The organism is Virgibacillus sp. AGTR, assembly GCF_016919725.2.
Lineage (GTDB): Bacteria > Bacillota > Bacilli > Bacillales > Amphibacillaceae > Virgibacillus > Virgibacillus salarius.
The window spans coordinates 12,751-38,296 of record NZ_JAJERH010000036.1 but is presented as its reverse complement, the minus strand read 5'-3'; the positions used below and the strand labels follow the sequence as shown (position 1 = coordinate 38,296).

General features: G+C 36.1%; 24 protein-coding genes and 6 tRNA genes. 5 read left to right on the top strand and 25 right to left on the bottom strand.

Annotated features, from left to right (window positions below):
• Positions 1–150 precede the first annotated feature (150 nt).
• From tatA to JUJ52_RS13740, 3 genes are read right to left on the bottom strand one after another with little or no spacing between them, the layout of a single operon-like run.
• The gene (gene tatA / locus JUJ52_RS13750; RefSeq protein WP_205388621.1) at positions 151–366 is read right to left on the bottom strand and encodes a twin-arginine translocase TatA/TatE family subunit; all 216 of its coding nucleotides are present in this window, start codon (positions 364–366) and stop codon (positions 151–153) included.
• Positions 367–400: 34 nt separating this feature from the next.
• On the bottom strand, positions 401–2,119 hold the full coding sequence (locus tag JUJ52_RS13745; protein ID WP_205388622.1) for a GMC family oxidoreductase: 1,719 nt from the start codon (positions 2,117–2,119) through the stop codon (positions 401–403).
• A gap of 26 nt (positions 2,120–2,145) precedes the next feature.
• Complete coding sequence (locus tag JUJ52_RS13740; RefSeq protein WP_205388623.1) at positions 2,146–2,895, bottom strand: gluconate 2-dehydrogenase subunit 3 family protein; 750 nt, start codon at positions 2,893–2,895, stop codon at positions 2,146–2,148.
• Between the two features lie 113 nt (positions 2,896–3,008).
• Here JUJ52_RS13740 and JUJ52_RS13735 point away from each other — a divergent pair, with 113 nt between their 5' ends.
• Positions 3,009–3,695, top strand: coding sequence for a hypothetical protein (locus JUJ52_RS13735; RefSeq protein WP_121605262.1), 687 nt, complete (start codon positions 3,009–3,011; stop codon positions 3,693–3,695).
• Between the two features lie 387 nt (positions 3,696–4,082).
• Here the strand turns inward: JUJ52_RS13735 and JUJ52_RS13730 are convergent, their stop codons facing one another.
• Positions 4,083–4,259 carry a YjzC family protein gene (locus JUJ52_RS13730; RefSeq protein ID WP_080668671.1) on the bottom strand — a complete coding sequence of 59 codons (177 nt, stop codon included), beginning with the start codon at positions 4,257–4,259 and terminating at the stop codon, positions 4,083–4,085.
• Between the two features lie 251 nt (positions 4,260–4,510).
• On the opposite strand from JUJ52_RS13730, the gene JUJ52_RS13725 reads away from it, so the two are divergent.
• On the top strand, positions 4,511–4,723 hold the full coding sequence (locus JUJ52_RS13725; protein WP_205388624.1) for a hypothetical protein: 213 nt from the start codon (positions 4,511–4,513) through the stop codon (positions 4,721–4,723).
• 20 nt (positions 4,724–4,743) lie between these two features.
• A complete protein-coding gene (locus tag JUJ52_RS13720) occupies positions 4,744–5,355 on the top strand; it encodes a hypothetical protein (protein WP_121605264.1) in 612 nt (203 codons plus the stop codon).
• Positions 5,356–5,719: 364 nt separating this feature from the next.
• Here JUJ52_RS13720 and phoU read toward each other — a convergent pair whose 3' ends face one another.
• From phoU to JUJ52_RS13660, 12 genes are all read right to left on the bottom strand, one after another.
• On the bottom strand, positions 5,720–6,376 hold the full coding sequence (gene phoU / locus JUJ52_RS13715) for a phosphate signaling complex protein PhoU (RefSeq protein WP_026681158.1): 657 nt from the start codon (positions 6,374–6,376) through the stop codon (positions 5,720–5,722).
• Positions 6,377–6,918: 542 nt separating this feature from the next.
• Positions 6,919–9,003 (bottom strand): peptidoglycan D,D-transpeptidase FtsI family protein, encoded by a 2,085-nt coding sequence (locus JUJ52_RS13710; RefSeq protein WP_205388626.1) that lies wholly within the window; start codon positions 9,001–9,003, stop codon positions 6,919–6,921.
• A gap of 78 nt (positions 9,004–9,081) precedes the next feature.
• The gene (locus tag JUJ52_RS13705) at positions 9,082–10,353 is read right to left on the bottom strand and encodes an MFS transporter (RefSeq protein ID WP_166530586.1); all 1,272 of its coding nucleotides are present in this window, start codon (positions 10,351–10,353) and stop codon (positions 9,082–9,084) included.
• 196 nt (positions 10,354–10,549) lie between these two features.
• Entirely contained in the window at positions 10,550–11,161 is a 612-nt protein-coding gene (locus tag JUJ52_RS13700; RefSeq protein ID WP_205388627.1) for a superoxide dismutase, read from the bottom strand.
• A gap of 176 nt (positions 11,162–11,337) precedes the next feature.
• Positions 11,338–11,413 (bottom strand) — tRNA-Phe (locus tag JUJ52_RS13695).
• A 21-nt stretch (positions 11,414–11,434) separates the two neighbouring features.
• Positions 11,435–11,527 (bottom strand) — tRNA-Ser (locus JUJ52_RS13690).
• 11 nt (positions 11,528–11,538) lie between these two features.
• Positions 11,539–11,615, bottom strand: a tRNA-Ile gene (locus JUJ52_RS13685).
• A gap of 21 nt (positions 11,616–11,636) precedes the next feature.
• Positions 11,637–11,712: transfer RNA gene (locus JUJ52_RS13680), tRNA-His, on the bottom strand.
• Positions 11,713–11,738: 26 nt separating this feature from the next.
• A tRNA-Met gene (locus tag JUJ52_RS13675) sits at positions 11,739–11,815 on the bottom strand.
• Between the two features lie 4 nt (positions 11,816–11,819).
• Positions 11,820–11,894, bottom strand: a tRNA-Asn gene (locus tag JUJ52_RS13670).
• Positions 11,895–12,468: 574 nt separating this feature from the next.
• On the bottom strand, positions 12,469–14,094 hold the full coding sequence (locus JUJ52_RS13665) for a Na/Pi cotransporter family protein (protein WP_026681162.1): 1,626 nt from the start codon (positions 14,092–14,094) through the stop codon (positions 12,469–12,471).
• 617 nt (positions 14,095–14,711) lie between these two features.
• A complete protein-coding gene (locus JUJ52_RS13660) occupies positions 14,712–15,344 on the bottom strand; it encodes an NfeD family protein (protein WP_205388628.1) in 633 nt (210 codons plus the stop codon).
• A gap of 77 nt (positions 15,345–15,421) precedes the next feature.
• Between JUJ52_RS13660 and JUJ52_RS13655 the strand changes: the two genes are divergently transcribed.
• Entirely contained in the window at positions 15,422–15,739 is a 318-nt protein-coding gene (locus JUJ52_RS13655) for a hypothetical protein (RefSeq protein ID WP_034678965.1), read from the top strand.
• 270 nt (positions 15,740–16,009) lie between these two features.
• Here the strand turns inward: JUJ52_RS13655 and JUJ52_RS13650 are convergent, their stop codons facing one another.
• Positions 16,010–16,384, bottom strand: coding sequence for a hypothetical protein (locus JUJ52_RS13650; protein WP_026681164.1), 375 nt, complete (start codon positions 16,382–16,384; stop codon positions 16,010–16,012).
• A gap of 168 nt (positions 16,385–16,552) precedes the next feature.
• Here JUJ52_RS13650 and JUJ52_RS13645 point away from each other — a divergent pair, with 168 nt between their 5' ends.
• Entirely contained in the window at positions 16,553–16,837 is a 285-nt protein-coding gene (locus JUJ52_RS13645) for a DUF2624 domain-containing protein (protein ID WP_026681165.1), read from the top strand.
• Positions 16,838–16,916: 79 nt separating this feature from the next.
• Here the strand turns inward: JUJ52_RS13645 and JUJ52_RS13640 are convergent, their stop codons facing one another.
• From JUJ52_RS13640 to dnaG, 8 genes are all read right to left on the bottom strand, one after another.
• A complete protein-coding gene (locus JUJ52_RS13640; protein ID WP_026681166.1) occupies positions 16,917–17,810 on the bottom strand; it encodes a deoxyribonuclease IV in 894 nt (297 codons plus the stop codon).
• Positions 17,811–17,833: 23 nt separating this feature from the next.
• Positions 17,834–19,141: a DEAD/DEAH box helicase gene (locus JUJ52_RS13635; protein WP_026681167.1), complete on the bottom strand. Its 1,308-nt coding sequence runs from the start codon at positions 19,139–19,141 to the stop codon at positions 17,834–17,836.
• A gap of 30 nt (positions 19,142–19,171) precedes the next feature.
• Positions 19,172–20,281: a Nif3-like dinuclear metal center hexameric protein gene (locus JUJ52_RS13630; protein WP_205388629.1), complete on the bottom strand. Its 1,110-nt coding sequence runs from the start codon at positions 20,279–20,281 to the stop codon at positions 19,172–19,174.
• A complete protein-coding gene (locus JUJ52_RS13625) occupies positions 20,256–20,984 on the bottom strand; it encodes a tRNA (adenine(22)-N(1))-methyltransferase (RefSeq protein ID WP_205388630.1) in 729 nt (242 codons plus the stop codon). Before JUJ52_RS13625 ends, JUJ52_RS13630 begins: the two co-directional genes overlap by 26 nt.
• 96 nt (positions 20,985–21,080) lie before the next feature.
• A complete protein-coding gene (gene cccA / locus JUJ52_RS13620; RefSeq protein ID WP_026681170.1) occupies positions 21,081–21,458 on the bottom strand; it encodes a cytochrome c550 in 378 nt (125 codons plus the stop codon).
• A 105-nt stretch (positions 21,459–21,563) separates the two neighbouring features.
• Positions 21,564–22,088: a hypothetical protein gene (locus JUJ52_RS13615; protein ID WP_026681171.1), complete on the bottom strand. Its 525-nt coding sequence runs from the start codon at positions 22,086–22,088 to the stop codon at positions 21,564–21,566.
• Positions 22,089–22,186: 98 nt separating this feature from the next.
• Positions 22,187–23,308: an RNA polymerase sigma factor RpoD gene (gene rpoD, locus JUJ52_RS13610; RefSeq protein ID WP_121605269.1), complete on the bottom strand. Its 1,122-nt coding sequence runs from the start codon at positions 23,306–23,308 to the stop codon at positions 22,187–22,189.
• A 29-nt stretch (positions 23,309–23,337) separates the two neighbouring features.
• Complete coding sequence (gene dnaG, locus JUJ52_RS13605; RefSeq protein WP_026681172.1) at positions 23,338–25,152, bottom strand: DNA primase; 1,815 nt, start codon at positions 25,150–25,152, stop codon at positions 23,338–23,340.
• Positions 25,153–25,546 lie beyond the last annotated feature (394 nt).

The window sequence follows — 25,546 nt, the reverse complement described above, 5'->3', positions numbered from 1 at the left end:
ACACTCCCATATTTAATCACATGGGCTAATTTCCTAGACAACAAGAAAAAGGTTGTCCATTACTCTGAATAGTCAACCTTTTCTTATTGAAAAATTTCATATCCTTTTTCAAATGCAAGCAAGATAGTTGTTTATTGGGCGTTTTGCAATTTAGTCAGATCTCTTCATTTTTGCTGCTGTCACATCTTTTGGCCTTGTGGTTTCAGCTTGTTCATCATCACTCATAATGTCACTGGTAGTCTTTTTAAATTCCGATAACGTCTTTCCTAATGCCGATCCAATCTCAGGTAACTTTCTTGGACCAAATATAATTAATGTAATGATTAGAATAATAATCAAACCTGGTATACCTATATTTGTAAGCAATTACAGCACCTTCTTTCCTAATCAAACCAACCCATTAAGATGTAAGAAGTCCACCATCCTTACTGTATTTAACCACTCCTTCTGCAGCACGATATGCTAACGCACCAACGGTATCAGTAGGATTATAACCGCTATTATGTGGAAAAGAGGAAGCTCCTACAACGAACAGATTCTCCATATCCCACATCTGCGAATAATTATTAACCGCTGATGTTTCCGGATCTGCTCCCATAATTGCACCTCCGGTATTATGCGTTGACTGATAGGTAGTAATATCATAGGGTCCCAATTCATCCATCGCATCGATTTTATCAGCACCCATCTCTTGCAGAATTTCCTTTGCTTTTGTTGCGGTAAACTTAGCAAGTTCTTTATCTTGGTCTCTAAATCCATAAGTCATGCGAATTAAGGGGTCACCAAAAGCATCTTTATACATTGGATCTAAGTCCAAATAATGCTGTTTATATGGTAAGCTGGCACCCATGGCACCAATGGACAACGTCCTATTAATATATTTTAATGAGTTTTGCTTAAATTCCTTACCCCATGTTGCTGAATCAGAAGGAATTGGATTGGTCTGAATCGGTCTTTTTCCAGTCTGTGTTAGAGACAAATAACCACCATGTAAAAAATTCACATTTGAATGGTCGAAATTATCCCCATTAAAGTCGTCGATAACCATTCCTAAGGCGCCTGCTCCAGCGAAATTATTAAATTTCTTGTTTTCGAAAAACCCTGTTGCTGCACCTTTAATGATCTGATAAGCATAATTTTTTCCGATAACTCCTTTACCACTAGCAGGATCATACGGGCGACCAATTTTTGAATTCAGTAAGAGTTTTACATTATTAAATACGTAGCTTGTTAATACTACCATATCAGCTGGTTGTTCTATTTCTTCACCGGTAGTTAAATCTGTATATAGTACACCAGTTGCCTTCCCATCCTTATGTAAAACTCTTCTCACCCAAGAATGGGTTCTTAAGTCAAATTTACCCGTATTTTTAGCTACCGGTATAACCGTAACAACCGGATCAGCTTTTGCTCCATATTCACAACCAAAGCGTTCACAAAATGCGCAATACTGACAAGCGGCTCTACTTATACCATCTGGATTTTTATACGGTTCTGATAAATTGGCAGAAGGGATCGTATACGGATGATATTTTAGCTTTTCTGTTGCTTCTTTAAACATTTTCATTTGCGGAGAATGTAGCATTGGCCCGGTAGGATACTTATCCGAGCGTTTACCCCCTAACGGATTTTCCTCTCCTGAAATACCAGCCATTTTTTCAAACTTGTCATAGTATGGCTCGATTTCATCATAGGTAATTCCCCAATCCTGAATCGTCATATCAGCTGGTATCTTACCTTTCCCATATCGTTCAATTGTTTTACTTCGTATTTCGAAGTCATACGGCAAAAATCGAAAAGTTTGTCCATTCCAATGAACACCAGCACCACCAACACCATCTCCGAATAAAAATGAGCCATACTGACGCATTGGTAATGCTCGCATTTTCTCATTACCTCTAAATGTTATCGTTTCTTTAGAAAGATCCTGCATCAACTCATAACGAACTGCATAGCGCAATTCATCATGAGCCATATAATAGTCTTCGGTTTCTCTTTCCTGTCCTTTCTCCAACCCAACCACTTTCAATCCTTGTTTTGTCAGTTCTGAAGCAATAATACCTCCACCCCAACCGACACCAACAATTACTACATCTGTCTTTGGTAGTTTTTTAGCCATCATATCACCTCATACCATTTTAATTACTACATATGGTCTCGAAGACTCCTAGGTTCAATTTGCTGAAATTCTTCACTCTCGATTACCTGGGTATAGTTCATTTGATCGCCAGGATAATCTCTTAATTTCCAACCTTGCATATCTTTATTTCCACCATATAAAGGATCACTATACACTCCTTCTAACGTCATACTCCTTAGAAGATTGAAGAACCCACTTGCTGAAACAGTCGTAATATTCACCTTATCATCGGCAAAATCTGCTAGCACCGTATCCTGTTCATCAGCAGTTAAATCCGTGAAGCCCTTTTTATATTTCGAATGACTATAGTTTTGCATTTCACGAATACCAATCTTGAAAATTTCTCTTCTTTTCAATCTACCTTGATAACCTTGGGTTTTTTCACCATGAAAGAAAGGAGGATTCATATAATCCCTTGCGTTGAAGCCATAAGAGCCTGCCAATTGATGATCAATATAAAATGCCACTCCTAACGCTTGAGCTCCTGGGCCATTTTCATCTTCTGGAAAAATGCGTTCTGTTGCCGCTTCAACAGTTTGAAATTCTACTTGATTAAAATTCATTAACGCATGATTGTAATTTTTTGTTTCATTAGCAGCCTGTTGTGGCTCTTTTTCATCGGTTCCCCATGGGATAACACTGCCTAATACACCACCAACAGCTAGACCCCCGACGGCAAAACCTGAGTTTCTAAGAAACTTTCTACGAGATAAACTCTCTTGATCAATCTTTTCCTTATTATTATCTTCTGCCAAAAGACTCACCTCCTTATAAGTTGACCTTATTATGTCACCAAAAATAACCACTCATACATAAAAAATTTCAGGACATAATACTTATAAATCATTTATTATGGAGGGAAGCTTTTATGTTAAGAAAATGGAAACTATCAATATTGCTGATCACAGTTCTAATCACAGCATTACTTACTGCTTGTACTGCAAACGATAACAGTGCGATGGAAGATGAACATACGAATGACATGAATATGGCCAACGTATCCGATCATGCCAATCAGGAAAACTTAAATAATCCAAATATAATACCTAGTGAGACAAGTGATAAAACACGGACCACGAATAAAAAAGGAACTACCTATAGCGGCATGGGGCAAAATTTATATAGTTCGATCGGAAGCTCTGGTATTCATGAAGGTGGTGTTTCTTCATTTTTTGAATCTATTTTAAAGAGCGAAGGAATAACTGGAATTAAGGTATTTGTTGTTGATGATTCAGTTATCCTAGCTAGAAATAACGAACAAACGACTAGTCATCAATATGATGATATGCAAAAAGACCTTTTAAGTGGTACAGAAGGCTTATCCTCAAAAGGAGAAACCGAAGAAGTAGAAAATAATAATGAAAAGAATCCTAATGATAACTTGCAGCAAGCCAAAAATAAGATGAATGAGATGTTCAATGGTGATGTAAAAATTCTTACCGTTACACAACCAGGAGCTGTAGAGCTAATTGAAGGAATTAAAGAAAACATTATGGACTCAGCTTACTCAGAGGCATCGAATCAATTGCTAGAGCTATTTAATATGGCAAGCTAATCTAGCTATCGACTGGATTATTAAACGTAGTATATCTAAAATCAACTAATAATAAGTTCATCTTTCCATATGGACTCTTACTGCGGACACAGCCTCAACGAATGCTGCTAACCACAATACGCTTAGAAGCGAAGATTTTCGAATTGAGCTGTTTCCGCAGGCTTTACTGCAAAGATAAACGAGCAATCCGTCCCATTCTATTTCTCCAAAAAGTGAACGAAGAAATTTCGAATGACTTCCCGAATATTACTTTATATATTCGGATTTTCTTTATATTAAAAATTCATTTCTTTCTTCTTTTTTCATAGATGCACTTAATGAAATGCTTTTATTCATGTAAAAATACCTCCCGAAATCCAAAATCAGGAGGTATCTCACTTATTTCTTCTAGTTTTTATCATATGTCCAAACTCGATTATGATTTGTTGTTTGCGGGAATTTTTCTCCCGCTTTTAATTTTATTATTTTGGGATCGGTGACACTGCTCCCCGTTTCACCGATTTCGATATATACACCATTATTTGGTGCTTTTTGGCCAAATCGAAAATGACTGAATTCACCCATTGCTGTAACTCCTTCCAAAATTCTTTATTATCACGTAATAAGTAGTGTAATCGTTTAAACAGCAAATTATACACCAGGTCGTTTTACTCACATTTCCATTTCTATTTTCATTTCTTAGGACCTGTTAATCTGCTTTAATTCAGCAAAAATCGGGACTATTCTATTAATTTTGTCGAAAAAATTTAATTGGTAATGGCTTTTAGCTACTCATTTATGTTATAACTAATAATGAATAAGAAGGAGGTATTTACATGGTCTATGCAATCATTACCATCATTGTGATTGGACTAGTTCTACTAACATTGTCCTATTTCTTAAATGATCGTATGGAAGAAGTAGAGAGTCAATTAGAGCAGTTCTCCATTACTACGTTGCAGGATACATATCAAATGAAAAAGAAAATAAAAATCCTGGAAGAGGAATTGCTTACAGAAGAGTTCGCACAAGATTTGGAAAATAAATAAAGGGATTAAAGGAGAAAACAATGAAACAACCTGTACGAGTATTTGCAATTGGTCTTCTTACAGCAGGGATTATTATGTTAGCCACTTATCTATTATTTAAGGGCGATACAAAGACTGTTGAAGGTATTTCTGAGAAAGAATTGATTTCTCTAGTCAAAGATAAAGGATATCATGTCTTATCCAATTCAGAGTACGTTGCTTTATCTGTCAATGATAATCCAGAAAAAGCTGCGAAAACTCCACCGAATGAAAATACTTCTACTACTACACAAAATGATCAATCTGCTAAGACTACAGAGCAAGAAGATGCAGCTAAAAAACAAGATTCCAATAATACGGAGAAAGCTGAAAAAGAAAACACCAAAGAAGAAAATCAAGAACAGAAGAAAGAACAAGCAAAGGAATCACCGGAAAAAGAGGAAGGTCCCAAAACGTATACCTTACATATAAAAGAAGGGATGGCCTCATCTGAAATAAGTTCCTTATTAGAAGAGAACAAATTAATTAAAGATGCTTCAAAATTTAGCGATTACTTAGAAAAAAATGACTATAGTCAACGCGTGCAAATCGGTAAGTTTAAATTAAATACAGATATGGATCAACATCAAATAGCTGAGGCAATCACTAAATAATAGTAAGGAATGCACGATTAAATAAGTGGCTAACTAACATTCTCGATTAGCCACTAACGTATTTAAAAAGAGGCTGAGACAAAAGAATGAAGAAGCAATTAAAAACGAACGATGATTGGTTGGAAACTAATTATCGTTCGTTTATTGATCAGAATCATTCATTTAGCACCTGAAATCAGCGAGACTCCGGCGAGAACAGCACGAGTCCGAAGATCCACTTGGTAACGTGTTTTTCTTTACCAAGTTAGCTGAGGCCGTGCCCGCGGAAAACGAGTATAGTTTCACGGTGCGGCGATGATACTCCTATTGATAATATGATTATTCGTATTTTGAGTAAAGAAGTTATGTTTTGTACCAGCCTCTTTTAATTTAAATTAAAATTCTCTCCTTTAACTAAATATAAAATGCTTTCACCAATGTTGGTAATATGATCAGCATACCTTTCTAAATATCGTGCACAAAAGGCAACTTGCATAATATATTGAATTTTATCTGGTTTTGTAGCAGTTTCTCCTAGAAGCTCACTAATGATTAATTTGTTCTGTTTATCTACCCTATCATCCATTTCTGATAATTGTGCCGCTAAGATGATATCTTCATTGGAAAATGACTCCATTGCTATCTGCAACATTTCTATGATATATGTTTGCATGTTTGCTAAACCGTGTGGTAATAATGTCTCCCCGTTTTCTCCTAAACGAATTGCTGAACGGGCAATATTTTTCGCGTTATCAGCCATTCGTTCTAAATCCGTCACAATTTTTAATGCGGTAATTAATCTTCTAAGATCCGTTGCTACTGGCTGTTGTTTGGCGATAAGTAAGATAACTTTATCATTAATATCTATTTCCTTTTTATCTATTTCTTTATCATCTTCAATTACTTGGTTTGCTAAGGTTATATCTTGTTCATATAAGGAATTCAGGGCATTATTCAACGCTTTTTCTGTTAATTTAGCCACTTGTATGATATCTTGATTAATCTCCTCTATTTCATGATGAAATTGTCCACGTGTATTCATCTGGCTTTTCCCTCCTATCTAATCTAGCTATTGCTTATCTATACTTTAACAGACAGGTATGAAATGGCTATTGATTTAATGTTAATTACATGTAAAATTTTATAAAGTGAAACTTCAATCAGTTTGGGATTTTTGTTTTATCCCCCACTGATTGCTAGTACCACAAGGGTCTGACCTAATGGCCTTTGAACCAATCGGACATGTACTAGCAATAGATCCACGACTTATCCATATTGGGTTTACTTTATTGCTTAAACTAGGGGCTTACTGACAGTTATATGCGGGAGAACAAAACGCAAGCGCCCATTTAAAAACGTAGCGAATGGAGCGATTCAACGGAGATAAAGGAATCACAGTAAGCTTACGAACAGATGATGACTTTATATCGTAAGGCGATTCGTGAAGTCGCCACCGTTTCTCAGCGCTGGAGCTGGACACCGCACAACATGCCCACATTTATACATATGGACTGTTAATTTCCTCTAATTTCCTAGAGTATAAAAAAGTACAAGTCTTCGTAGACTTGTACTTTACGTAATACTTTATTCTTTTTCTTCATTCTTTTCTTTGTCTCGCTCTTCCTTCAAATCAAAATATGCATCTAAAATCCGGGTTCCAATCATATGATTAATCTTATAGGAGTTACCCTTGCCTGTATCTGGAGCTATAATTGCAAATGCGATCTCTGGCTCGTCATATGGTGCATAACCGACAAGAGATAGATTTTCTGTCTCCGCTAACTTTTTGCCATCTTTATACACTTCATTTTGCGCCGTACCAGTCTTTCCTACAGCATTATAATCTTTATGGTAATACCCATAACCAGTTCCTCCTGGCTCCTGAAACACTCTCCGAAAACCTTCCTGCACACGATCTATATAGGATTGATCCATTTGAACACGGTTCAAGATATCCGTGTTCTCACTACGATAGATGGATCCAAGATCCTTACCTGATTTACTTGGTTCACGAATTTCCTTTAGAAAATGCGGACGAACTCGATAGCCATCATTGGCAATCGTCGATACATATTGAGCTAATTGCATCGTGGTATACGTATCATACTGCCCAATAGCAAAGTCCATCAAAAGTCCTGCTCGATTCATCGAATCCCCTTCAAAGCCAACACTTTCATAAGGAAAATCAATACCAGTCTTCACACCTAAACCAAATTGCTGGAAATAGTTACGCATTTTCTGCCAAGCTTCCGTATTAAACGACGCTTTACTTCCATTTGGGAAGGGATAGCGATTCTCTCCCCCCATTTTTAATGCGATATAAAACATGTAGACGTTGGACGAGCGTTTCAACGCATCCTGATCATCGACTACCCCAATATAGTTGCTGTGGGAACCTTTTTTCGGGGTACCTGAAATTTTTATCGGACTGTCATTAAATCTTTGTCCAGGTGAGATCACGCCTGATTCTAAGCCTGCAAGTACAGTTGCACCCTTTACAATAGAACCAGGGCGATGGGCATCATACAACGTCTTGTATGCAGCGTTACTGTATTCATTTCCATCTCTGGTTTGTCCACTAACCGCTAATAATTCACCTGTTTGTGGATTCATAACAACGGCAAGTGCATCCTTTAAATATTTATTGTCATAGGGATGGCTCTGAACGGCTGCTTTTAATTCCTCTCGTACTATTTTATCCACTTCTTCCTGAAATTCCATGTCGATAGATAAAACTAAATCCTTACCTCGGCTACCCTCAACGACCGTTTCTGTTCCAACAACTTCACCTGATTTAGTGGTCGTGTACTGAATTTGTTCCTTTGTTCCTCGTAATACGTCCTCATAATATTCCTCAAGTCCGCTCTTTCCAACCCGATCATTACGGCTATAACCTCTTGTTAGGTAATATTGCTCTTTTTCCGCCAAGATCCCTTGCTCTTGTGTTGTAATAGTACCTAGTAAGCTGTTGATCGTCTCACCGAAAGGGTAGTCCCTATTCCAGTCAGTCGTTGCATTAACTCCAGGTAGAACATCCAAGTGCTCAGAAACTTTAGCATATTCCTCTGCGGTGACATCGTCATTTTTAACTATTTGCGGCGTAAGCGAATATGCTTTATCTAATTCTTTTTTAATTGCAATTACTTCAAGCTCCTGTTTCGAAAAACCGGAGATTTCATCTTTTGTAATTCGATCTAGAATGGTATTATACTGTTCAGCATTATCTAAATCTGCTACTTCTTTTTCAGATAAGCGATTGTCAGCTTCTTCCTTATTTTTTAAGTACCAATACTCTTTTTTATTGCGCTCTGTTAATTTATCAAGGTATTTTTTTTCATCATCCATAGAAATATACTTCGACAATTTTTCAGCAACTTCTAATCGATCTTCTGCCTGCGTTCCTTTTGCAGGTGTATACGTGATCGAATACAATGGTTTATTATCTACAATAACATTATGGTTACTATCATATATTTTACCTCTAGGAACGGGTATCTTTGTTGTATCCTTTACCGTTCGATCAATTTCTTCCTGAAATGCTTCACCGTTTAAAATCTGTACAACTCCTAATTGTAAAATAAGCACTGTAAACATTAGAAACACAACAAAAAATAATATGTTAATTCGGAAGGGAAGTTGCGTTTTTTTCTTTTTTTTCTTATTCCCCATTATCTCTCCCCCATACGAAATTAGATTTATTTTAAACCTTATTCATTATACCATTTATCCCTCTTTATTTTCATCCATTTATCTATTTTTTTCGTCTGTTAATTGCTCTTTAATTAATACTTCTTTTTTTGGCTTACTTCCTAAGTAGATGTTCTTGACGAATAAATAGATAAAAATATGCCCAGCACCAAAAACGGCTAATATATATGGGATTGCCTTTTCAGCTGGAAAAATAGAAACAGCAATTAAAAAAACAGAAATGGAAGTAATTCTTCCGATATTGACAAACATTTCTCTGACAACGATATACTCCACACGTAACTCTTTTGCCTTCCATGCTTTTCCTATTACATCATAGGTTAAAGAGACATATGGTATAGTAATGATTGGGTAAGCGATCCCAATGCAAATTGCATATATAATTAGCTGTGCATAGCTAATCTCAAAAATAATAATTGTAATAGAGAAATACAGGATAAGACTCCCGATAAGGATAGCTTTTTTTCTCATGGAAGGCTTGATAACTTTCGTCCCAATAAAATAAAAAACAAAGGATAAACCAGAGAACACTAGATTGAACATCCCTAATGAAAATTCACTTTGTGTAATCAAAAACACCCATATGGAGATAACAAAGGCAAATATCCCTTCTCTTAATCCTTGAAAAATATGTGCATTTAATATACGATTCCAATTTTTGTTATGTGATCGTTCAGCTAATACCCGTCGAAAATAAAAGCTTCCTTCTGCCTTTCTCCTTGCCAAAAAGAAACTACAGATAACTGCGCAAATGAACAAAATAAAAGAAATCGTAAAAATTGTTGTATATCCGATATTTGCTTCCAAATTAGCAATAATAGTCCCAGCTAATAACGGTCCAATCATTCCACCAAAGGATTGAAGCACTCCTAAAAATCCATTAAAAAAGTCCCTAGTCTCTGGCTCAGTAATCTCGAATGTAAGTACATTAAATGCTAGCCAATAGAAACCATAACCAATACCAAGAAGACTACCTAGCATAAAATTATAGTACGATGCTTTTTCAGCAATAATTAATACACTCAAAAAAAAGAGAGATAAAAAAATTACCCCTAAACGTAATACAATAACTCGATCCACTTTCTTAGCTAATTTTCCAGCCACAATAAACGTCAATGGTTGAAAAATATAAATGGCTAAATTATATACAGCAATGGTTATATAATCCCCTGATTGCTTCCACAAGTATATATTTACAAATGTATTGGATAAAAATATCCCTAAAGAATATAGTCCACCAATAACAAGTAAAAACAATAAATCCTTATCAATGTCTAATTTCCCCTGATAAAGTGATAGGCTTTTTCGCATATTCCATACTCCTTTTCAAGTCATTAATAGTTTGAACAAATGAGTAACAGATATGCAAAGAAGCCTTAATTAAAGATAAGGATATAACAATCTATTCATTAAGCTTACATTCATCATTTCTTGACAATTATAGATAAAAAAAGGCATATGAAGGAATCGAATCCCCCCACATGCCTTTTCTATTCAATTATTTTTGTTATTTCGCTTCATTATAGTTTTTCGTTACTTGATCCCAATTAACAACATTCCAGAAAGCTGAAATGTAATCTGGGCGTTTATTTTGATATTTAAGATAGTAAGCATGCTCCCAAACATCAAGACCTAATAAAGGTTTTTTTCCTTCCATTATCGGCGAGTCTTGATTAGGTGTACTCATTATTTCTAATTCTTCATTATTTAAAACTAACCATGCCCAACCTGATCCGAAGCGTCCTGCTGCAGCATTAGCAAATTCTTCTTTGAATTTGTCAAAGCTGCCAAACTTTTCATTAATTTTATCAGCAAGCTCACCAGTTGGCTCGCCACCACCATTAGGTGATAATACTTTCCAGAATAGACTATGGTTTGCATGGCCGCCACCATTATTACGTACGGCGGTCCGCGCGCTTTCCGGAACAGCATCTAGATTACTTATTAGCTCTTCAACAGATTTATTCTGAAGATCAGCATGTCCTTCTAAAGCACCGTTTAGTTTCGTTACATACGTATTATGATGCTTTGTATGGTGAATGTTCATGGTTTCTTTATCAATAGTAGGTTCTAGTGCATCGTAAGCATAAGGTAGTTCAGGTAATTCAAATTTTGCCATTATAACTTCCTCCTAATAAAATTATTTTATTAAAAAGGATCGAATATTCACCCTTTTAAAGCAAGATTATCAAAGCTACTATACTGATGCAAATTATATGCATGCATTTTTTTACCAAATTATAAAAAGCGTTATTTTCTTGAGAAAATAAAAAAACAAGCCACCGCTTGTTTGAATGGTGGCTCGGGACGGAATCGAACCGCCGACACAGGGATTTTCAGTCCCTTGCTCTACCGACTGAGCTACCGAGCCTAAATCTACTCTAAATATGTATGGAGGAGGTAGAGGGATTCGAACCCCCGCGGGCTGTTACACCCCTGGCGGTTTTCAAGACCGCTCCCTTCAGCCAGACTTGGGTATACCTCCAAATAATTTTATGGTGGACCCTGCAGGACTCGAACCTGCGACCGATCGGTTATGAGCCGATAGCTCTGACCAACTGAGCTAAGGGTCCTTCTCATTTTAAAATTGTTTATGGGGCGACCGGTGGGGATCGAACCCACGAATGCCGGAGCCACAATCCGGTGCGTTAACCACTTCGCCACGACCGCCATGCTTCAGATTAATTGTTATATTATGGTGGCGGCGGAGGGGATCGAACCCCCGACCTCACGGGTATGAACCGTACGCTCTCGCCAGCTGAGCTACACCGCCAAATTGGCTCCACAGGTAGGATTCGAACCTACGACCGATCGGTTAACAGCCGATAGCTCTACCACTGAGCTACTGTGGAATGTTATCGTGACTACTTTCAACGAATTATAGCGACAAGATATAATTTACCATGTTCAACAACATCTGTCAATATTTTTTTCAAAAAATCATAATCGCAATTTCTTATGTATGTATCGCTGTTAAAACGACAATATTTACTATAGCATCTTATCAAAGGTTTTTCAATACAAAATTTAAAGTTAGAAAATTTTAATTTTAATTCCTTTATTAATTAGTAAATACTACCTTATAACTTGTAAAGTAACTCCTGTGTTTGTGTGAGCAGACGTAACGCTGAGTCACCTCTTGAAAACCATACTACAGGGGCCGGAAGTCACCCGTTTTTCTACAGAATTTTCCTAACAGAACTTCACGAAATAACTCCCCTTCACTTAACTCACCATGGATAAGTGAACGGCTTTCTTCAAGTTCCGGTTGAATAATGCTTGTTCACACAGATTTTCTTTTCCGCAAACGACAATGACGTAGCTCTTGCAGTTCATTTGAATTTGAGATAGCTAACTTCTACTTAGTATAAAAAACAACTGTCAGAAAGCATTTCCGACAGTTGTTAAACTAAACATACGTTATTATTATTCACCTAATACTTCTTCAGCAATGTTAACCGCATGGTCTCCAATTCGCTCTAAATTGCTAATGATATCAACAAAAACAATTCCAGCTGATCCAGTACATTTACCTTCATTCATACGAATGATATGTTTCTTTCGGAAATTCCTTTCCATTTTATCAATTTTATCTTCTTTTTGAATCACAGCTAGTGCCTCTTCTCTGTCCATACTTTGGAGAGATTCAACGGCTTGTTTTACTGTTGACGTTGTTAATTCAAACATTTCATTTAGATCTTCCTGAGCATGATTGGTTAATTGAACTTTATTAGACATTTTATAATCAATTAATTCGACAATATTTTCAAAATGATCGCCTATTCTTTCGATATCTCGAACGGAGTCAAGGAGTGCGGAATGTTTCGCACTTTCTATTTCCGTAAGTGATTCTGCCGATAGTTCTACAAGATAATCTGTTATTTTTCGGTCCAGATTATTTAAAGCCCCTTCTATTTGCATAGCCATTTCGGAATGCTTAGAAAGTTGTGTATTTAAATATTTATTTGTTTCTTCTAAGCCTTTATAAGCATATTCACCCATGCGAATCACTTCTGCTTTCGCCTGATCTAATGCCAAGGTCGATGATTGCTGAATAAATATCGGATCTAAGTGTTGTGGTTTATACTCTACAATTGTATCTTCACCTGGAATAATCCTAGTAACTAACCAAGCTAAAGCGCCTATAAATGGAAATTGAATGATCGTATTTGTAATATTAAAGGTCCCATGAGCAAACGCAATTGTCATCTCCGGGTTCAAGTTAAACTGTCCTTGTAAAAACGTAACAATTTGCGTAAAAACTCCAAGTAGGAGTAAAAAGATGGTAGCTCCAACTAAATTAAAGATTACATGAGTATACGCTGCTCGTTTTGCAGCAACAGTTGCACCTAGAGATGCTAGCACTGCAGTTATTGTCGTTCCTAAGTTATCTCCAAAAAGAACGGGTATGGCTGCCTTTAGTTCTATTGCTCCTTCAGCAAATAGACCTTGTAAAATACCTATTGTGGCACTTGAACTCTGTACAACAACGGTAAAGACAGTACCGATAACTACACCAAGAACTGGGTTTTCACTCATATTAACGGTTAATTCATGAAATGCTTCTAGTGTACGCAATGGCTTCATACCACTACTCATTAATTCTAATCCAAAGAATAATGCACCAAATCCAAAGATTGCTTGTCCAACTGCATTAACTTTCTGACTTTTAAAGAAAAATAATAGAAAACACCCTACAGCAATGATCGGTAGCGCATAAGCACCAATATCAATACCTATTATAAATGCAGTAACTGTTGTACCTATATTAGCACCCATAATTACACCAATTGCTTGTCTTAACGTCATAAAGCCTGCGTTTACTAGACCGACTGTTAAGACAGTAGTACCAGAGCTACTTTGAATTAAAACCGTAACGATAATACCAGCTAATACCCCCATAAATGGGTTACTTGTAAAGCGATCCAGTATATCTCTAAGACGATCCCCTGCTGACTTTTGTAACCCTTCTCCCATAAACTTTATACCAAGAAGGAAAATACCCAGTCCGCCGATAAATTCAAATATCAGTTTTTGAACATCAATTTCCAAAATTTATACCTACCCTTCCATTCATGTTGAATCTTGTCACACCATACCAATATTAATTATATATAAACTTTTTGTAAAGGTTTAAAAGGTATATTTAACATTAAATTTACATTCAGCTACATTTAATAGATCTTTTTAGTATTTACTACTTCATGCTTTCCATGCGATGAACAAATAAACAAAAAGAACACAAGCGCTAGCGCCCGATTAGAAACGTAGCGACTGGAGCGAGTTAATGGAGATAAAGAAATCACGGTGAGCTTGCGAGTCGATGATGACTTAGCTTAGGGCGATTCGTGAATTCGCCTCGTTTCTGGGCGCTGGAGCTCGACGCGGCTCATCACGCACATCTTTTGGACTTTGGCTTGTTTGGGAGCCTTGTCCGTCTACAGAGCCTTGGTATCAGATTTCTGTTCGTCGAGCCAAGATTTTGATACACGCTTCCTTCAGCCTTCACCTCACGATAAACACCTTTGCGGTTCTCTAGTGGTTGGTTGATGTGTACCCTCACAGCGGACTTTCACCACCTAGATAGTCGCCATGCCTGGCGCACAAATAAAAAAGATAATCTTTCTAAGATTATCTAAAATCTTGTCGATTATCTTCACGTTCAGCAACTAACCATTTATTATTTCAACTAAAATTTTCGTTCCGTCGACTTGAACTACTTTTACTTTTGTATCTTTACTAATCCACTGACCATTTGACACAGCACTATAGTCCTTTTGTTCAATGCGAATCGTTCCTACCGGTCGTAAATCGTTTAGTGTTACTCCCACTTTATTTAAAAGTTGTTCATAGCTTTGATTCATGGAATTATAGCCTGCTTCCTGCGTAAGTTGATCTGTTAAGGTTAATTTATTCCACATATCTCTTCTTTTAAATACCTTTAAGAAAAAGAATGAAGCTCCGCCACCTAGCAGTACACCAAGCACAGCATATAAACCAGAAGCTAAATTAGGCGCAGGCAACGCTACTGCTGTTAACATACAAGCTAATCCAATCGTAGCAAGTGTTCCATCATTTAATAATTTTCCATCAATAATGATAAGTAATAATCCTACAAAATAAATAATAAGCATAATAATGAACGAGCCTGTTTCAACATAGGCACCAAAATATACCGTAATAAAACCTATACCTAATAACGCAAAAATTCCACGCATATTAACAAGCACTTCGCCAATTAAAAACAAGGTAGCAAAACCAGTAATAATGATTCCAATCCATTCCAAATCAAAAACACTCAAAAAAACTCCCCCTCTCTCCTATAGTACGTATATACGTAAAACAGCAATGATTTGTTTCATAATAAGGAGTAGATCTGATGAATTTCCTAAAAAAAGCAGCCATTTGGTTTATTATTTTCTTGTTTCTTTCAAGCGTTTATAAGGATATTTCAAATGTACAGACAACACCGTTCCAAGAAAAAGAATCTGAAGTGTTACATACAGATTACCATGTCACACCGATAAAAGTCCAAACAGGGGATACTGTTCTAAGTATAGTTGAAGAAATAAATAAACATCAGTTAAATAGGTTGAATATTGAAAAAGTTTTAATTGATTTTCAAGTTATTAATCCAAAGACAGATCCATATCAACTTGAAATTGGGAATTTTTATTACTTTCCCATTTACGATTAAAACATAATAAAAGTCAAGGAGCCGAAATAACGCTTTTCTCTTCTAGAGAATCTCCTGTGCTTTTTTGCAAGTCTTTCCTGTCAATATTACGAATGCAACTAGTACGTTTTTCTGAATAAGCGACAATAACTCACCCTTGCTTGCGTTTCGAACAATTTACTCCAATCTCCTACTATAAAATACAGCGGATAAGAAGAGCTATATTCTAAATAAAGATGGGCTGCCGAGATACTTTCTCGACAGCCTGAAAGGGCTGAGATAGCCCTTTGTCTACACAAACGGTAATACAAAAAGGGTAATTAAGATAGAGATTGCCCCACCTGCAATGGCAATATTCCCTAATGTATCCGCTCCACGACTTCTCGACATGAACCCGAGAATGATACCGGCAGCGCCAAAAATTACCGGCCAAATAAAGAACGAAATAACGGATAATGCGATCCCAACCCAACCGAATGTTGAATTTATATCCGTATCATTATCTGTAACATCTGGATCGTAATCATCTGCAGTCATTTCTGCAGCAAATTCTTCGTCTCTAGAACTGTCAGGTTCAATTCCAACGAAATCTTCATTTTTTCTCTGCTCACCATAATTCGGAGCTCTTTCTACATCCTTCATTCCATTATTTGGATACTGATCCATAGTCCGAGACCTCCTTTTTCTAAATAATGAGGTGCATCTTTAGGATATGGAATTTCACATAAATTAATGGTGTTATTTAATGGAAGGGAGAATTTATGGGAGACAAGTTGATTTTTTTATTTTTGCGCATACAGTAAAAGAGTATATAAAAAGGGGAGTATTTTTAAAATGTCCAATTTTATAAAAGAAATGATTCGTAGGAAGTTAGCACAATTAACAGCTCCGGAATTACTTCATTATAGTAATCAATATGGTTTTTCATTATCAAATAATGAAGCTCAGCAAATTATTACGTATTTGAAGAAAAATAATGTAGATCCATTTTCTTCACATGGAAGAGAAAAGATGCTTCGAGATCTAGCTCTTATTACGGATCAAGCAACTGCAAAAAAAGCCCAAAAGTTATTTAATGAATTAATTAAATCTTACGGGCTCGGTCATTTATTTGAGTAAGGAATAATACTTTCGTACTATTCCTTACTCTTTTACTTTTTCTGCAAACACGCTAATGGCTTCATTTATAACAACAACTTCAAGATTGGAGGAGCTTGTCTTTTAATCCTTCATCAAATTTACCCGCTCTTATCATGTCAATTTCAAATTTGTATGGTGCTTTCTTATTCTTTTTATCTTCACCCACATATGGAGTCTCTAAAATTTTTGGTAATTGTTCTAATTGGGGGTGTTTAATGACATGCAACAATGCATCGAAACCGATATGTCCGAAGCCAATGTTTTCATGACGGTCTTTATGAGCTCCTACTGGATTTTTACTGTCATTTACATGTACTACCTTTATTCGGTCAATTCCAATAATCTTATCAAACTCGTTTAGAACACCATCAAAATCATGAACAACATCGTAACCACCATCATGAATATGACATGTATCCATGCATATTGAAAGCTTCTCATTATGGGTAACACCATCAATTATTTTGGCTAATTCATCAAATGTTCTCCCAACTTCCGAACCTTTTCCTGCCATAGTTTCCAAAGCTATTTGTACCTCTTGATTGTTGTTAAGTACTTCGTTCAACCCTTTAATGATTTGTTTAATTCCCACCTCTGCACCTGCACCAACATGTGCACCTGGATGTAATACTATCTGTTTGGCTCCTAACGCTTCTGTTCGCTCCATTTCATTCCTAAGGAAATTCACGCCTAAATCAAACGTTTCATTCTTGACAGAATTTCCAATATTGATGATGTATGGAGCATGTACTACAATATCTTTCATACCATGATGATCCATATGGTCTTTACCCGCAGCAATATTTAATTCCTCAATTGGTTTCCTTCGCGTATTTTGAGGAGCACCGGTATAAATCATAAACGTATTAGCACCATAGGAGGCAGCTTCTTCAGAAGAGCCTAATAACATTTTCTTACCACTCATCGATACGTGTGATCCTATTTTCAACATCCCTTACACCTCTTTACAAAATCCTACTTTTTATATTTCTTCTTAGTCAATTGTTTTTTAATGGTTTCTTGTTGCTTTTTCATTTTTTTCTTATAGCCCGGTTTGACTTTCTTCGACTTTTTAACTCTTCTCCATGCTTGCTTATCTACTTCCGTTGAACTTTTGGTTCGTAACGAACGTTGATTCCAAGACTTCGCTTCATGCCATTCACCATCTCGAACATCCATGTACGTAAAGGGTAGGCCCTTCTGTTCTAATTTATCGATAAGTTTGAGATCTTCTTCTGTATAAATACTGATTGCAGTTCCTTCCAATCCTGCTCTTGCTGTTCTTCCAACCCGATGAACATAAAATTCTTCTTCTTTAGGTAGCTGTGCATTGATAACATGACTAACTCCTTTTATGTCAATCCCTCTTGAAGCCAGATCCGTAGCGACAATATACTGATATCTTAGATTTTGAATTTCCTTTAATACACGCTTTCTCTCCCTTGGAGGTAGACCACCATGAATAAGCCCGACAGCCAAGCCTTTTTCTTGTAGTGCCGCAGCTAAGTCATTTGCTTTTTCTTTTCCATTCGTAAATATAATTGCCAAATACGGATGGATGGTTTTAGAAATTTCATGGATAATCGATGCTTCGTCCCGATGCTTCAAATAAATTAATCGATGCTCCATGGTTTCTGGGGAAAAATCATCCTCAATTTTCACATACACTGGATTATCCAAATACTTTTTGAAAAAATGCTGTAATCGTTGAGGAATAGTCGCAGAAAAGACCAGTAACTGGATCCTTGGATGGCATCGGATTAATAGCTGGTCTACTTCATGAATAAATCCTAAATCAAGCATCAGATCTGCTTCATCAATAACAAAGGATGTTGCTGAATAGATGGAAAGAGCCTCTTCTTTTACCAGATCAAGAATTCGGCCAGGTGTCCCGACTACAATATGAGGTGGTTCTTTCAATTTTTCCATCATTTTTTGCTTATCCGTACCACCTACAAGCAGCTTAGCTGTCCATACATTTTCCTTCTCTGCATAATGAATTATCTTCCTTACTTCTTCATAAAGCTGTGTAGCCAATTCTCTAGTAGGCGCAGTAATTACCATCTGCACCTCCTTTTTCTCTTCCTGCAACCCATTTAGTAATGGAAGTAAAAAAGCGTGCGACTTTCCTGAGCCAGTACGCGATTGTCCAACCACACTATTTCCTTGAAGCACTTTAGGAATAACCTGTTGTTGAATTTCCGTAGGGACTTTAAACTTTAATTTATTAATAACCTGTTCCATAATTGGACTAAATTTAAATTCTTGAAATTGTTTGCTCATTTCTAACGTACTCCTTTAACCATTCCAAATTTAGATAAACTGAAATGGGTCTGTATTCGTGTTGGATAGAATAATATTAACGTCATGCAGTTTTTCCTCTAGGTACGCTTTTACAGATTGCTTCATGACTTTTTCCATATAATGTCCTGGATCAATCACTGCTAAGCCCATTTGCCATGCATCCTGCGCAGTATGAAAAGTCATATCACCAGTGATATAAACATCAGCTCCTTTTTTCTTGGCTTGATGAATGTATTTTTCACCACTACCTCCAAGCACTGCCACTGTCTTTACTGGTTTTGATAAATCTCCAGTTACTCGGAGCTGAGATACCTCTAATTTTACTTTTATCATCTTACAAAATTCCTCTAACGTCATCGTACGATCTAATTCCCCAATACGACCAATACCAATCCTGTCACCCTCATTTTCTAATGGAAAAATATCATAGGCTACTTCTTCATAAGGATGTGCCTTTTCCATTTCTTTTAAAACAGCTGACAATATCCCTTCTGGAACAATCGTTTCTAGTTTTACTTCGTCAACATATTCTAGTTTCCCTTTTGTACCAATGAATGGATTTGTTCCGTCTAAAGGCTTGAACGTTCCTTGTCCTTGTGTTTTAAATGTACAGTGGCTATACTCGCCGATATGTCCAGCACCAGCTTCTGAAATAGCTTCTCTAACTTGTTCTTCATGTGTATTGGGTACATAAATAGCGAGTTTAAGTAATTTTTTGGCTTTTTCATCAAGTAGTACCCTACGCGATTGTAAATCAAGCACACTGCATAACATATCATTAACTCCACCGCTGGCAACGTCTAAATTTGTATGTGCAGCGTAAACGGTAATATCATATTTAATTAGTTTTTGTAAGATACGTCCAGAAGGGGAATCGTAGTTAACTTGTTTTAACGGCTTAAATAATAAAGGATGATGCGCAATAATTAAATTGACATCCTTTTCTATCGCTTCATCTACAACGCGCTCTAGCACGTCTAATGTTATCATTATTTTTTTTACTGGTTTATTCGCAGATCCTATCTGTAGGCCAACATTATCCCACTCATAAGCTAAAGACTTAGGTGCTAGATCTTCTATTATTTTAAAAACATCATTCATCATGATCTGTTGTTTCATTAGTGACCTCCTCCATCCAGTCTTTTTCTTTTTCAAACAAACTAATTTTTTTACGATTATTACTATCTTTAGCTAACTTCATTTGTTTAATAATCCGTTCTAGCTTATTTGCCTCAAACCTCCATTTTCGATAAAATGCTTCCGGTTTCTTCTGCAAAAGAATTGGTCCAAATAAAAGCTGCTTTGTATCCAGTTTATCATGTATCGAAGTATCATTCGATGATCGGGTAGCAGATATAATTTCATAGAAATGATCATTTTCCTCGATTAAATCCTCATCGGCTATACCATAACCATTGTTTATTAGCCATTTTCTAACTGAGCGTGCATCCACATTTGGTTGTGCAATGATTTGCTCAGTATATTCAAGTTTTGCTTTTCCTTCATTTAAAATAGTTGTTATTAATGTTCCACCCATCCCAGCTATTACAATCTGCTTTGCTTCTTTTGCTTCTAATACTTCCAAGCCATTGCCTAGACGTACATCCACCCTATCACCAAGTTCAAAGTGTCTAACCGTATCTTTCGCACTTTGAAAGGGGCCTTCGTTTACCTCGCCAGCTATTGCTTTGGCTGTTTTATCTTTTTGACATACAAAGCACGGTAAATAAGCGTGATCTGAACCGATATCTGCAAAGTATGCACGCTTTGGAAGAAACGAGGCTACTCGTTTTAATCGTTTCGATATATTAAACTGCGTCATCGTATCGCCACTTTCATTCGTTTTATCGGTTAAAAAGAAAAGCTTTCTGTTTAACAGCAGAAAGCTTCGCTTTTTACGTATATCATTGTTTTTCTATTACTTTTTCTCAGCCAGCCACTTTGCTAAAACCTCTGCTTCAGCATCTGTAGCCATTCCAGGAGGCATTTGTCCCTGACCATTTTTTATCACATTTTGTATTTCCTCTTGTGACAATTCACTTCCAACTTTAGTCAGATCAGGCCCCATTCCACCTGATAAATCGGCACCGTGACAGCTAGCACAGTTTGTTTCAAAAATAGCTTCAGGATCATCAGTAGTTTCGCCCTCTTGTGCCTCTTCAGCTTGTTCTCCGCCGCCTTCTTCGGCTTGTTGAATGTCTTTACGTTGATCTAATCCAATAAATGCAATAACTATTACGGCAAGTATCCCGACAAGAGCAATTAGTGCATATGGGATAACCGGGTTTCTTTTCATTGCGTTTCCTCCTTATGTAATCCCCATAATTCTTATTCGCTGTAAAAGACTATATTTATTTTACTTGAAAAAGCGATTTCTTTAAAGAGTTTAGGTGTGAAAATTTTATAAAACTATATAAATACATGTAAATACTAGAGCTAAAATACCAGTAATAAGTAAATAATTTATCTTTTTATAGAAACCTATTACAACCCAAAACAGGAAATTTATAAAAACGATAATTATCAATCCGAAATCATGCAGGTAAGCTTTACTAACTAAAACAGATATAAATAATGCTATCAAGAGACTATTCATTAAGGCTAAATGATACTTTAACGTCCATTTAGGTTTCAAGTAAACGTACATCCAAATAGAATAACCCAAAAAAAGAATTAACATACTCAGTTGCAAAATAATTTGAAATTGCGTAAAATAAATAACAAGCAATGAAAACGGTATCATCATCGACAGAAGTAATGTTTGAATGGTATCGATAAATCGATTTTGGCCTATAACTGAAGGCTCTATTTGCTCGTCACCATTTGAATATAGTGCTAACAGAAAGTCGCAATAAACGACTGGCAGCATTTTATGCTGCTTCCAATAATGAATTTCATCCATAATAATTTGTTTTCGTTCTTCCAAAATCGGTCACTCCGATATCGACATCACTATATTAGTCTTGTAGTACTTGAATAGGAAAAGTCATTGGACAACATTGTTGTCCAATGACAAAACATTTATTAATCAAGAAAGTCCTTTAATCGTTTGCTTCTACTCGGATGTCTTAACTTACGAAGTGCCTTAGCTTCTATTTGACGAATTCTTTCCCGTGTCACACCAAACACTTTTCCAACTTCTTCTAAGGTTCTTGTTCGCCCATCATCTAGACCGAAGCGCAAACGTAGCACATTTTCTTCACGATCTGTCAGTGTATCTAAAACATCCTCTAATTGTTCCTTTAAAAGTTCATATGCAGCATGATCTGAAGGAGAGACAGCCTCTTGGTCTTCAATGAAATCCCCTAAATGGGAATCATCTTCTTCACCTATAGGTGTTTCCAACGAAACAGGCTCTTGCGCGATTTTTAATATATCACGTACCTTGTCAGGAGAAAGCTCCATTTCTTCTCCAATTTCTTCTGGTGTGGGCTCTCTACCTAAATCTTGAAGCAATTGTCTTTGTACGCGAATCAATTTATTAATTGTCTCTACCATATGAACTGGTATTCGAATTGTTCTTGCTTGATCCGCAATTGCACGAGTTATTGCTTGACGAATCCACCAAGTAGCATACGTACTAAATTTAAAACCTTTTCGGTAATCAAATTTTTCGACTGCTTTAATTAATCCCATGTTACCTTCTTGGATTAGATCGAGAAATAGCATTCCTCTTCCTACATACCGTTTCGCAATACTTACGACTAGTCGAAGGTTTGCTTCAGCAAGTCTTCGCTTAGCCTCCTCATCACCTTTCTCAATACGAGTAGCAAGATCGATTTCTTCTGCTGCAGATAATAAATCAACTCGACCTATTTCTTTAAGGTACATACGAACAGGGTCATTTATTTTGATACCAAGCGGGACACTTAGATCATTTAAATTAAATTCTTCTTCTTTTGCAATTTGTTGCATATTAGGATCTTCTTCCGATTCTCCAATTACCTCGACACCTTGTTCTCCTAGGTACTCATAAAATTCATCCATTTGGTCTGATTCTATAACAAAATTAGATAGACGATCAGCTATCTCTTCGTAAGCAAGTACACCGCGCTTTTTACCCATTTCTAACAGCTGATCTTTAGCTTGTTCTAATGTTAGTTCAGGTTCATTTTCTTTTGTTTGTGAAGGCTTGTTATCGGCCATGAGTCCCCCTCCTTCCAGACTACGTAAATTCAATTCATATTTTTTGACTGCTTATTTATTTCAATAATCTGCATTGCTATTTGTGCAGCTTTTATTGGATCCTGTTGTTGTTCTGCTCGCTTTTGTTGATCTTTAAGCGTTTTTATCGCATCCATATCACTTTTTTTTGTTTGTATTATTCGAATGTAATCATTTATTTCCTTATCACTAATATCATCCTGTAACGGGATCATAGCTATTTCAGTAATCTCTTGCTGAAGCTTTGGTTCAGTGATTTTCTCTAAAAACAAGCTAACATCTGGGTCATTTCCTTCTTCGTAAAAAGCATATAAATAAGTAGCGATAATCTTATGGGAATCTATATTAAAGCCTGCTCCTATTTCTGTTTGAACCTTATCAGTTATGACGACATCTTGGAGCATATATGATAGAAGCTGTCTTTCTGCATTATGGAAAGCTGGTAATAATTTGGATTTCCGAACATTCCATTCTCTACTACTAGTAGTATATCTGTTCTTCTGACGATTATCCTTATTTGACCCAAACTTTTCTCGGTAGCCTGAAATTTCATTTGACAGGGTATCCATCGATATATTATATTCATTACTTAACTCTTTTAGATAATATTCCCGTTCAATTGAGCTATCAATCATAGCAAGTTGTTTTAATACTTCTTCTATATAATGAAGTCGATCTCCTTCATTATTCATATTATAATCTTTCATTAAATACCGCATATAAAAGCTTATAAAGGTATCACTTGCTTTAATAACCTCATTTTCAAATTTTTCTCCACCATACTTCTCAATAAAATTGTCAGGGTCCATATTATGTTGTAGATGTGCTATTTTTACTTCACAACCGACATCGCGTAATAAAACGGCTGCTTTATAAGCAGCATCTAACCCTGCACGATCCCCATCATAACAAATAACAACTGTATCTACATAGCGGTTCAAAAGTTTTGCTTGATACTCCGTCAATGCTGTACCAAGTGTAGCTATTACATTTTTGATACCCGCCTGATATGCAGCAATTATGTCCATTTGCCCTTCAAATAAAATGGCTGCATTTTTTTTTCGAATATGCTTTTTGGCTAAGTCAAAATTATAAAGAATCTTCCCTTTATGAAATAATTCACTTTCAGGGCTATTCATATACTTAGGCTTCTGATCTCCAAGAGCTCGACCACCAAAAGCAACCGTCTTCCCTAAATGATTCCGGATTGGAAAAATAACTCTTCCTCTAAAACGGTCACTTACTTGATTGTCATCCTGTTGGGTAATTAAACCAGCTTTGACCAGTAACTGCTGATGATATCCTTTTTTATGAAGGAATTCAGCTGTAAAATTCTTTACATTAGGAGCAAATCCAAGTTGAAATTCATCAATAGCCTCATCATTGACACCCCGATTCTTTAAATAGCTATAGCCTTCCTTACCATCTTTTGTAAATCGCAACAAATGATGATAAAGCTTAGTTAACCATTCGTGTGCAGATAGTATATCTTGGGTCTCTTGTGACAAAGTGCTTACTGATTTGTTTGTTTCTGGTAATTGAATTCCACTTCTATCCGCCAAAAATTGTAATGCTTCATAAAATGAATAGTTTTCCATTTCCATTAGAAATGTTATCACATTGCCACCTTTTCCACATCCAAAACAGTGGAAAATTTGCTTTTCCTGTGTAACAGAAAAGGAAGGTGTTTTCTCTCCATGAAACGGACAAAGACCAAAATAGTTTCTACCTTGTTTTTTTAATTGAATATATTCCCCGATAATGTCTACAATATCATTTGCTTTACGAATTTCTTCAATTACATGTTCAGGAATTTGATTGGACATAAAATCACCATGCTAAGTTAATATTCGTCTTTCATTAAAAAAATCCTTCATTTTTCGACAATATTTTTTTGAAATACCGAAAAAAATTCCTTCTTTTTATAAAAATAATCTGTGAAGGATATCTAAAAGCTGATTTACTTCATTTATATAAAAAGCAGGTCACAAAAATTCAAAAAGCAAAGACATTCATTCAATAACACAAGCTCACAGTATACATACTTCTACATTTGTCACTTAAATTCCTTCTTAAAATGTAAGGTTTATTAAATAACAATGATAGAAATATATCTTCTGTATGCTATATCATTACACAAAGAGACATTATAATATACTTTCACAAAAAATGCTATCAAATCGTCTCTAGTTTTATATTATTCCCAGTAGTTTTTCTTCC

Excerpts from the sequence above, each read along its gene's own strand:
- JUJ52_RS13625 (WP_205388630.1), bottom strand. The coding sequence starts at position 20,984 with ATGACGCAGTTTAATATATCGAAACGATTAAAACGAGTAGCCTCGTTT.
- JUJ52_RS13645 (WP_026681165.1), top strand. The coding sequence starts at position 16,553 with ATGTCCAATTTTATAAAAGAAATGATTCGTAGGAAGTTAGCACAATTA.
- JUJ52_RS13700 (WP_205388627.1), bottom strand. The coding sequence starts at position 11,161 with ATGGCAAAATTTGAATTACCTGAACTACCTTATGCTTACGATGCACTA.
- cccA (WP_026681170.1), bottom strand. The coding sequence starts at position 21,458 with ATGAAAAGAAACCCGGTTATCCCATATGCACTAATTGCTCTTGTCGGG.
- JUJ52_RS13640 (WP_026681166.1), bottom strand. The coding sequence starts at position 17,810 with ATGTTGAAAATAGGATCACACGTATCGATGAGTGGTAAGAAAATGTTA.
- JUJ52_RS13635 (WP_026681167.1), bottom strand. The coding sequence starts at position 19,141 with ATGAGCAAACAATTTCAAGAATTTAAATTTAGTCCAATTATGGAACAG.
- JUJ52_RS13710 (WP_205388626.1), bottom strand. The coding sequence starts at position 9,003 with ATGGGGAATAAGAAAAAAAAGAAAAAAACGCAACTTCCCTTCCGAATT.
- JUJ52_RS13650 (WP_026681164.1), bottom strand. The coding sequence starts at position 16,384 with ATGGATCAGTATCCAAATAATGGAATGAAGGATGTAGAAAGAGCTCCG.
- JUJ52_RS13725 (WP_205388624.1), top strand. The coding sequence starts at position 4,511 with ATGGTCTATGCAATCATTACCATCATTGTGATTGGACTAGTTCTACTA.
- dnaG (WP_026681172.1), bottom strand. The coding sequence starts at position 25,152 with ATGTCCAATCAAATTCCTGAACATGTAATTGAAGAAATTCGTAAAGCA.
- JUJ52_RS13655 (WP_034678965.1), top strand. The coding sequence starts at position 15,422 with ATGAATTTCCTAAAAAAAGCAGCCATTTGGTTTATTATTTTCTTGTTT.
- JUJ52_RS13630 (WP_205388629.1), bottom strand. The coding sequence starts at position 20,281 with ATGAAACAACAGATCATGATGAATGATGTTTTTAAAATAATAGAAGAT.
- JUJ52_RS13745 (WP_205388622.1), bottom strand. The coding sequence starts at position 2,119 with ATGGCTAAAAAACTACCAAAGACAGATGTAGTAATTGTTGGTGTCGGT.
- phoU (WP_026681158.1), bottom strand. The coding sequence starts at position 6,376 with ATGAATACACGTGGACAATTTCATCATGAAATAGAGGAGATTAATCAA.
- JUJ52_RS13705 (WP_166530586.1), bottom strand. The coding sequence starts at position 10,353 with ATGCGAAAAAGCCTATCACTTTATCAGGGGAAATTAGACATTGATAAG.
- JUJ52_RS13735 (WP_121605262.1), top strand. The coding sequence starts at position 3,009 with ATGTTAAGAAAATGGAAACTATCAATATTGCTGATCACAGTTCTAATC.
- rpoD (WP_121605269.1), bottom strand. The coding sequence starts at position 23,308 with ATGGCCGATAACAAGCCTTCACAAACAAAAGAAAATGAACCTGAACTA.
- JUJ52_RS13730 (WP_080668671.1), bottom strand. The coding sequence starts at position 4,259 with ATGGGTGAATTCAGTCATTTTCGATTTGGCCAAAAAGCACCAAATAAT.
- JUJ52_RS13720 (WP_121605264.1), top strand. The coding sequence starts at position 4,744 with ATGAAACAACCTGTACGAGTATTTGCAATTGGTCTTCTTACAGCAGGG.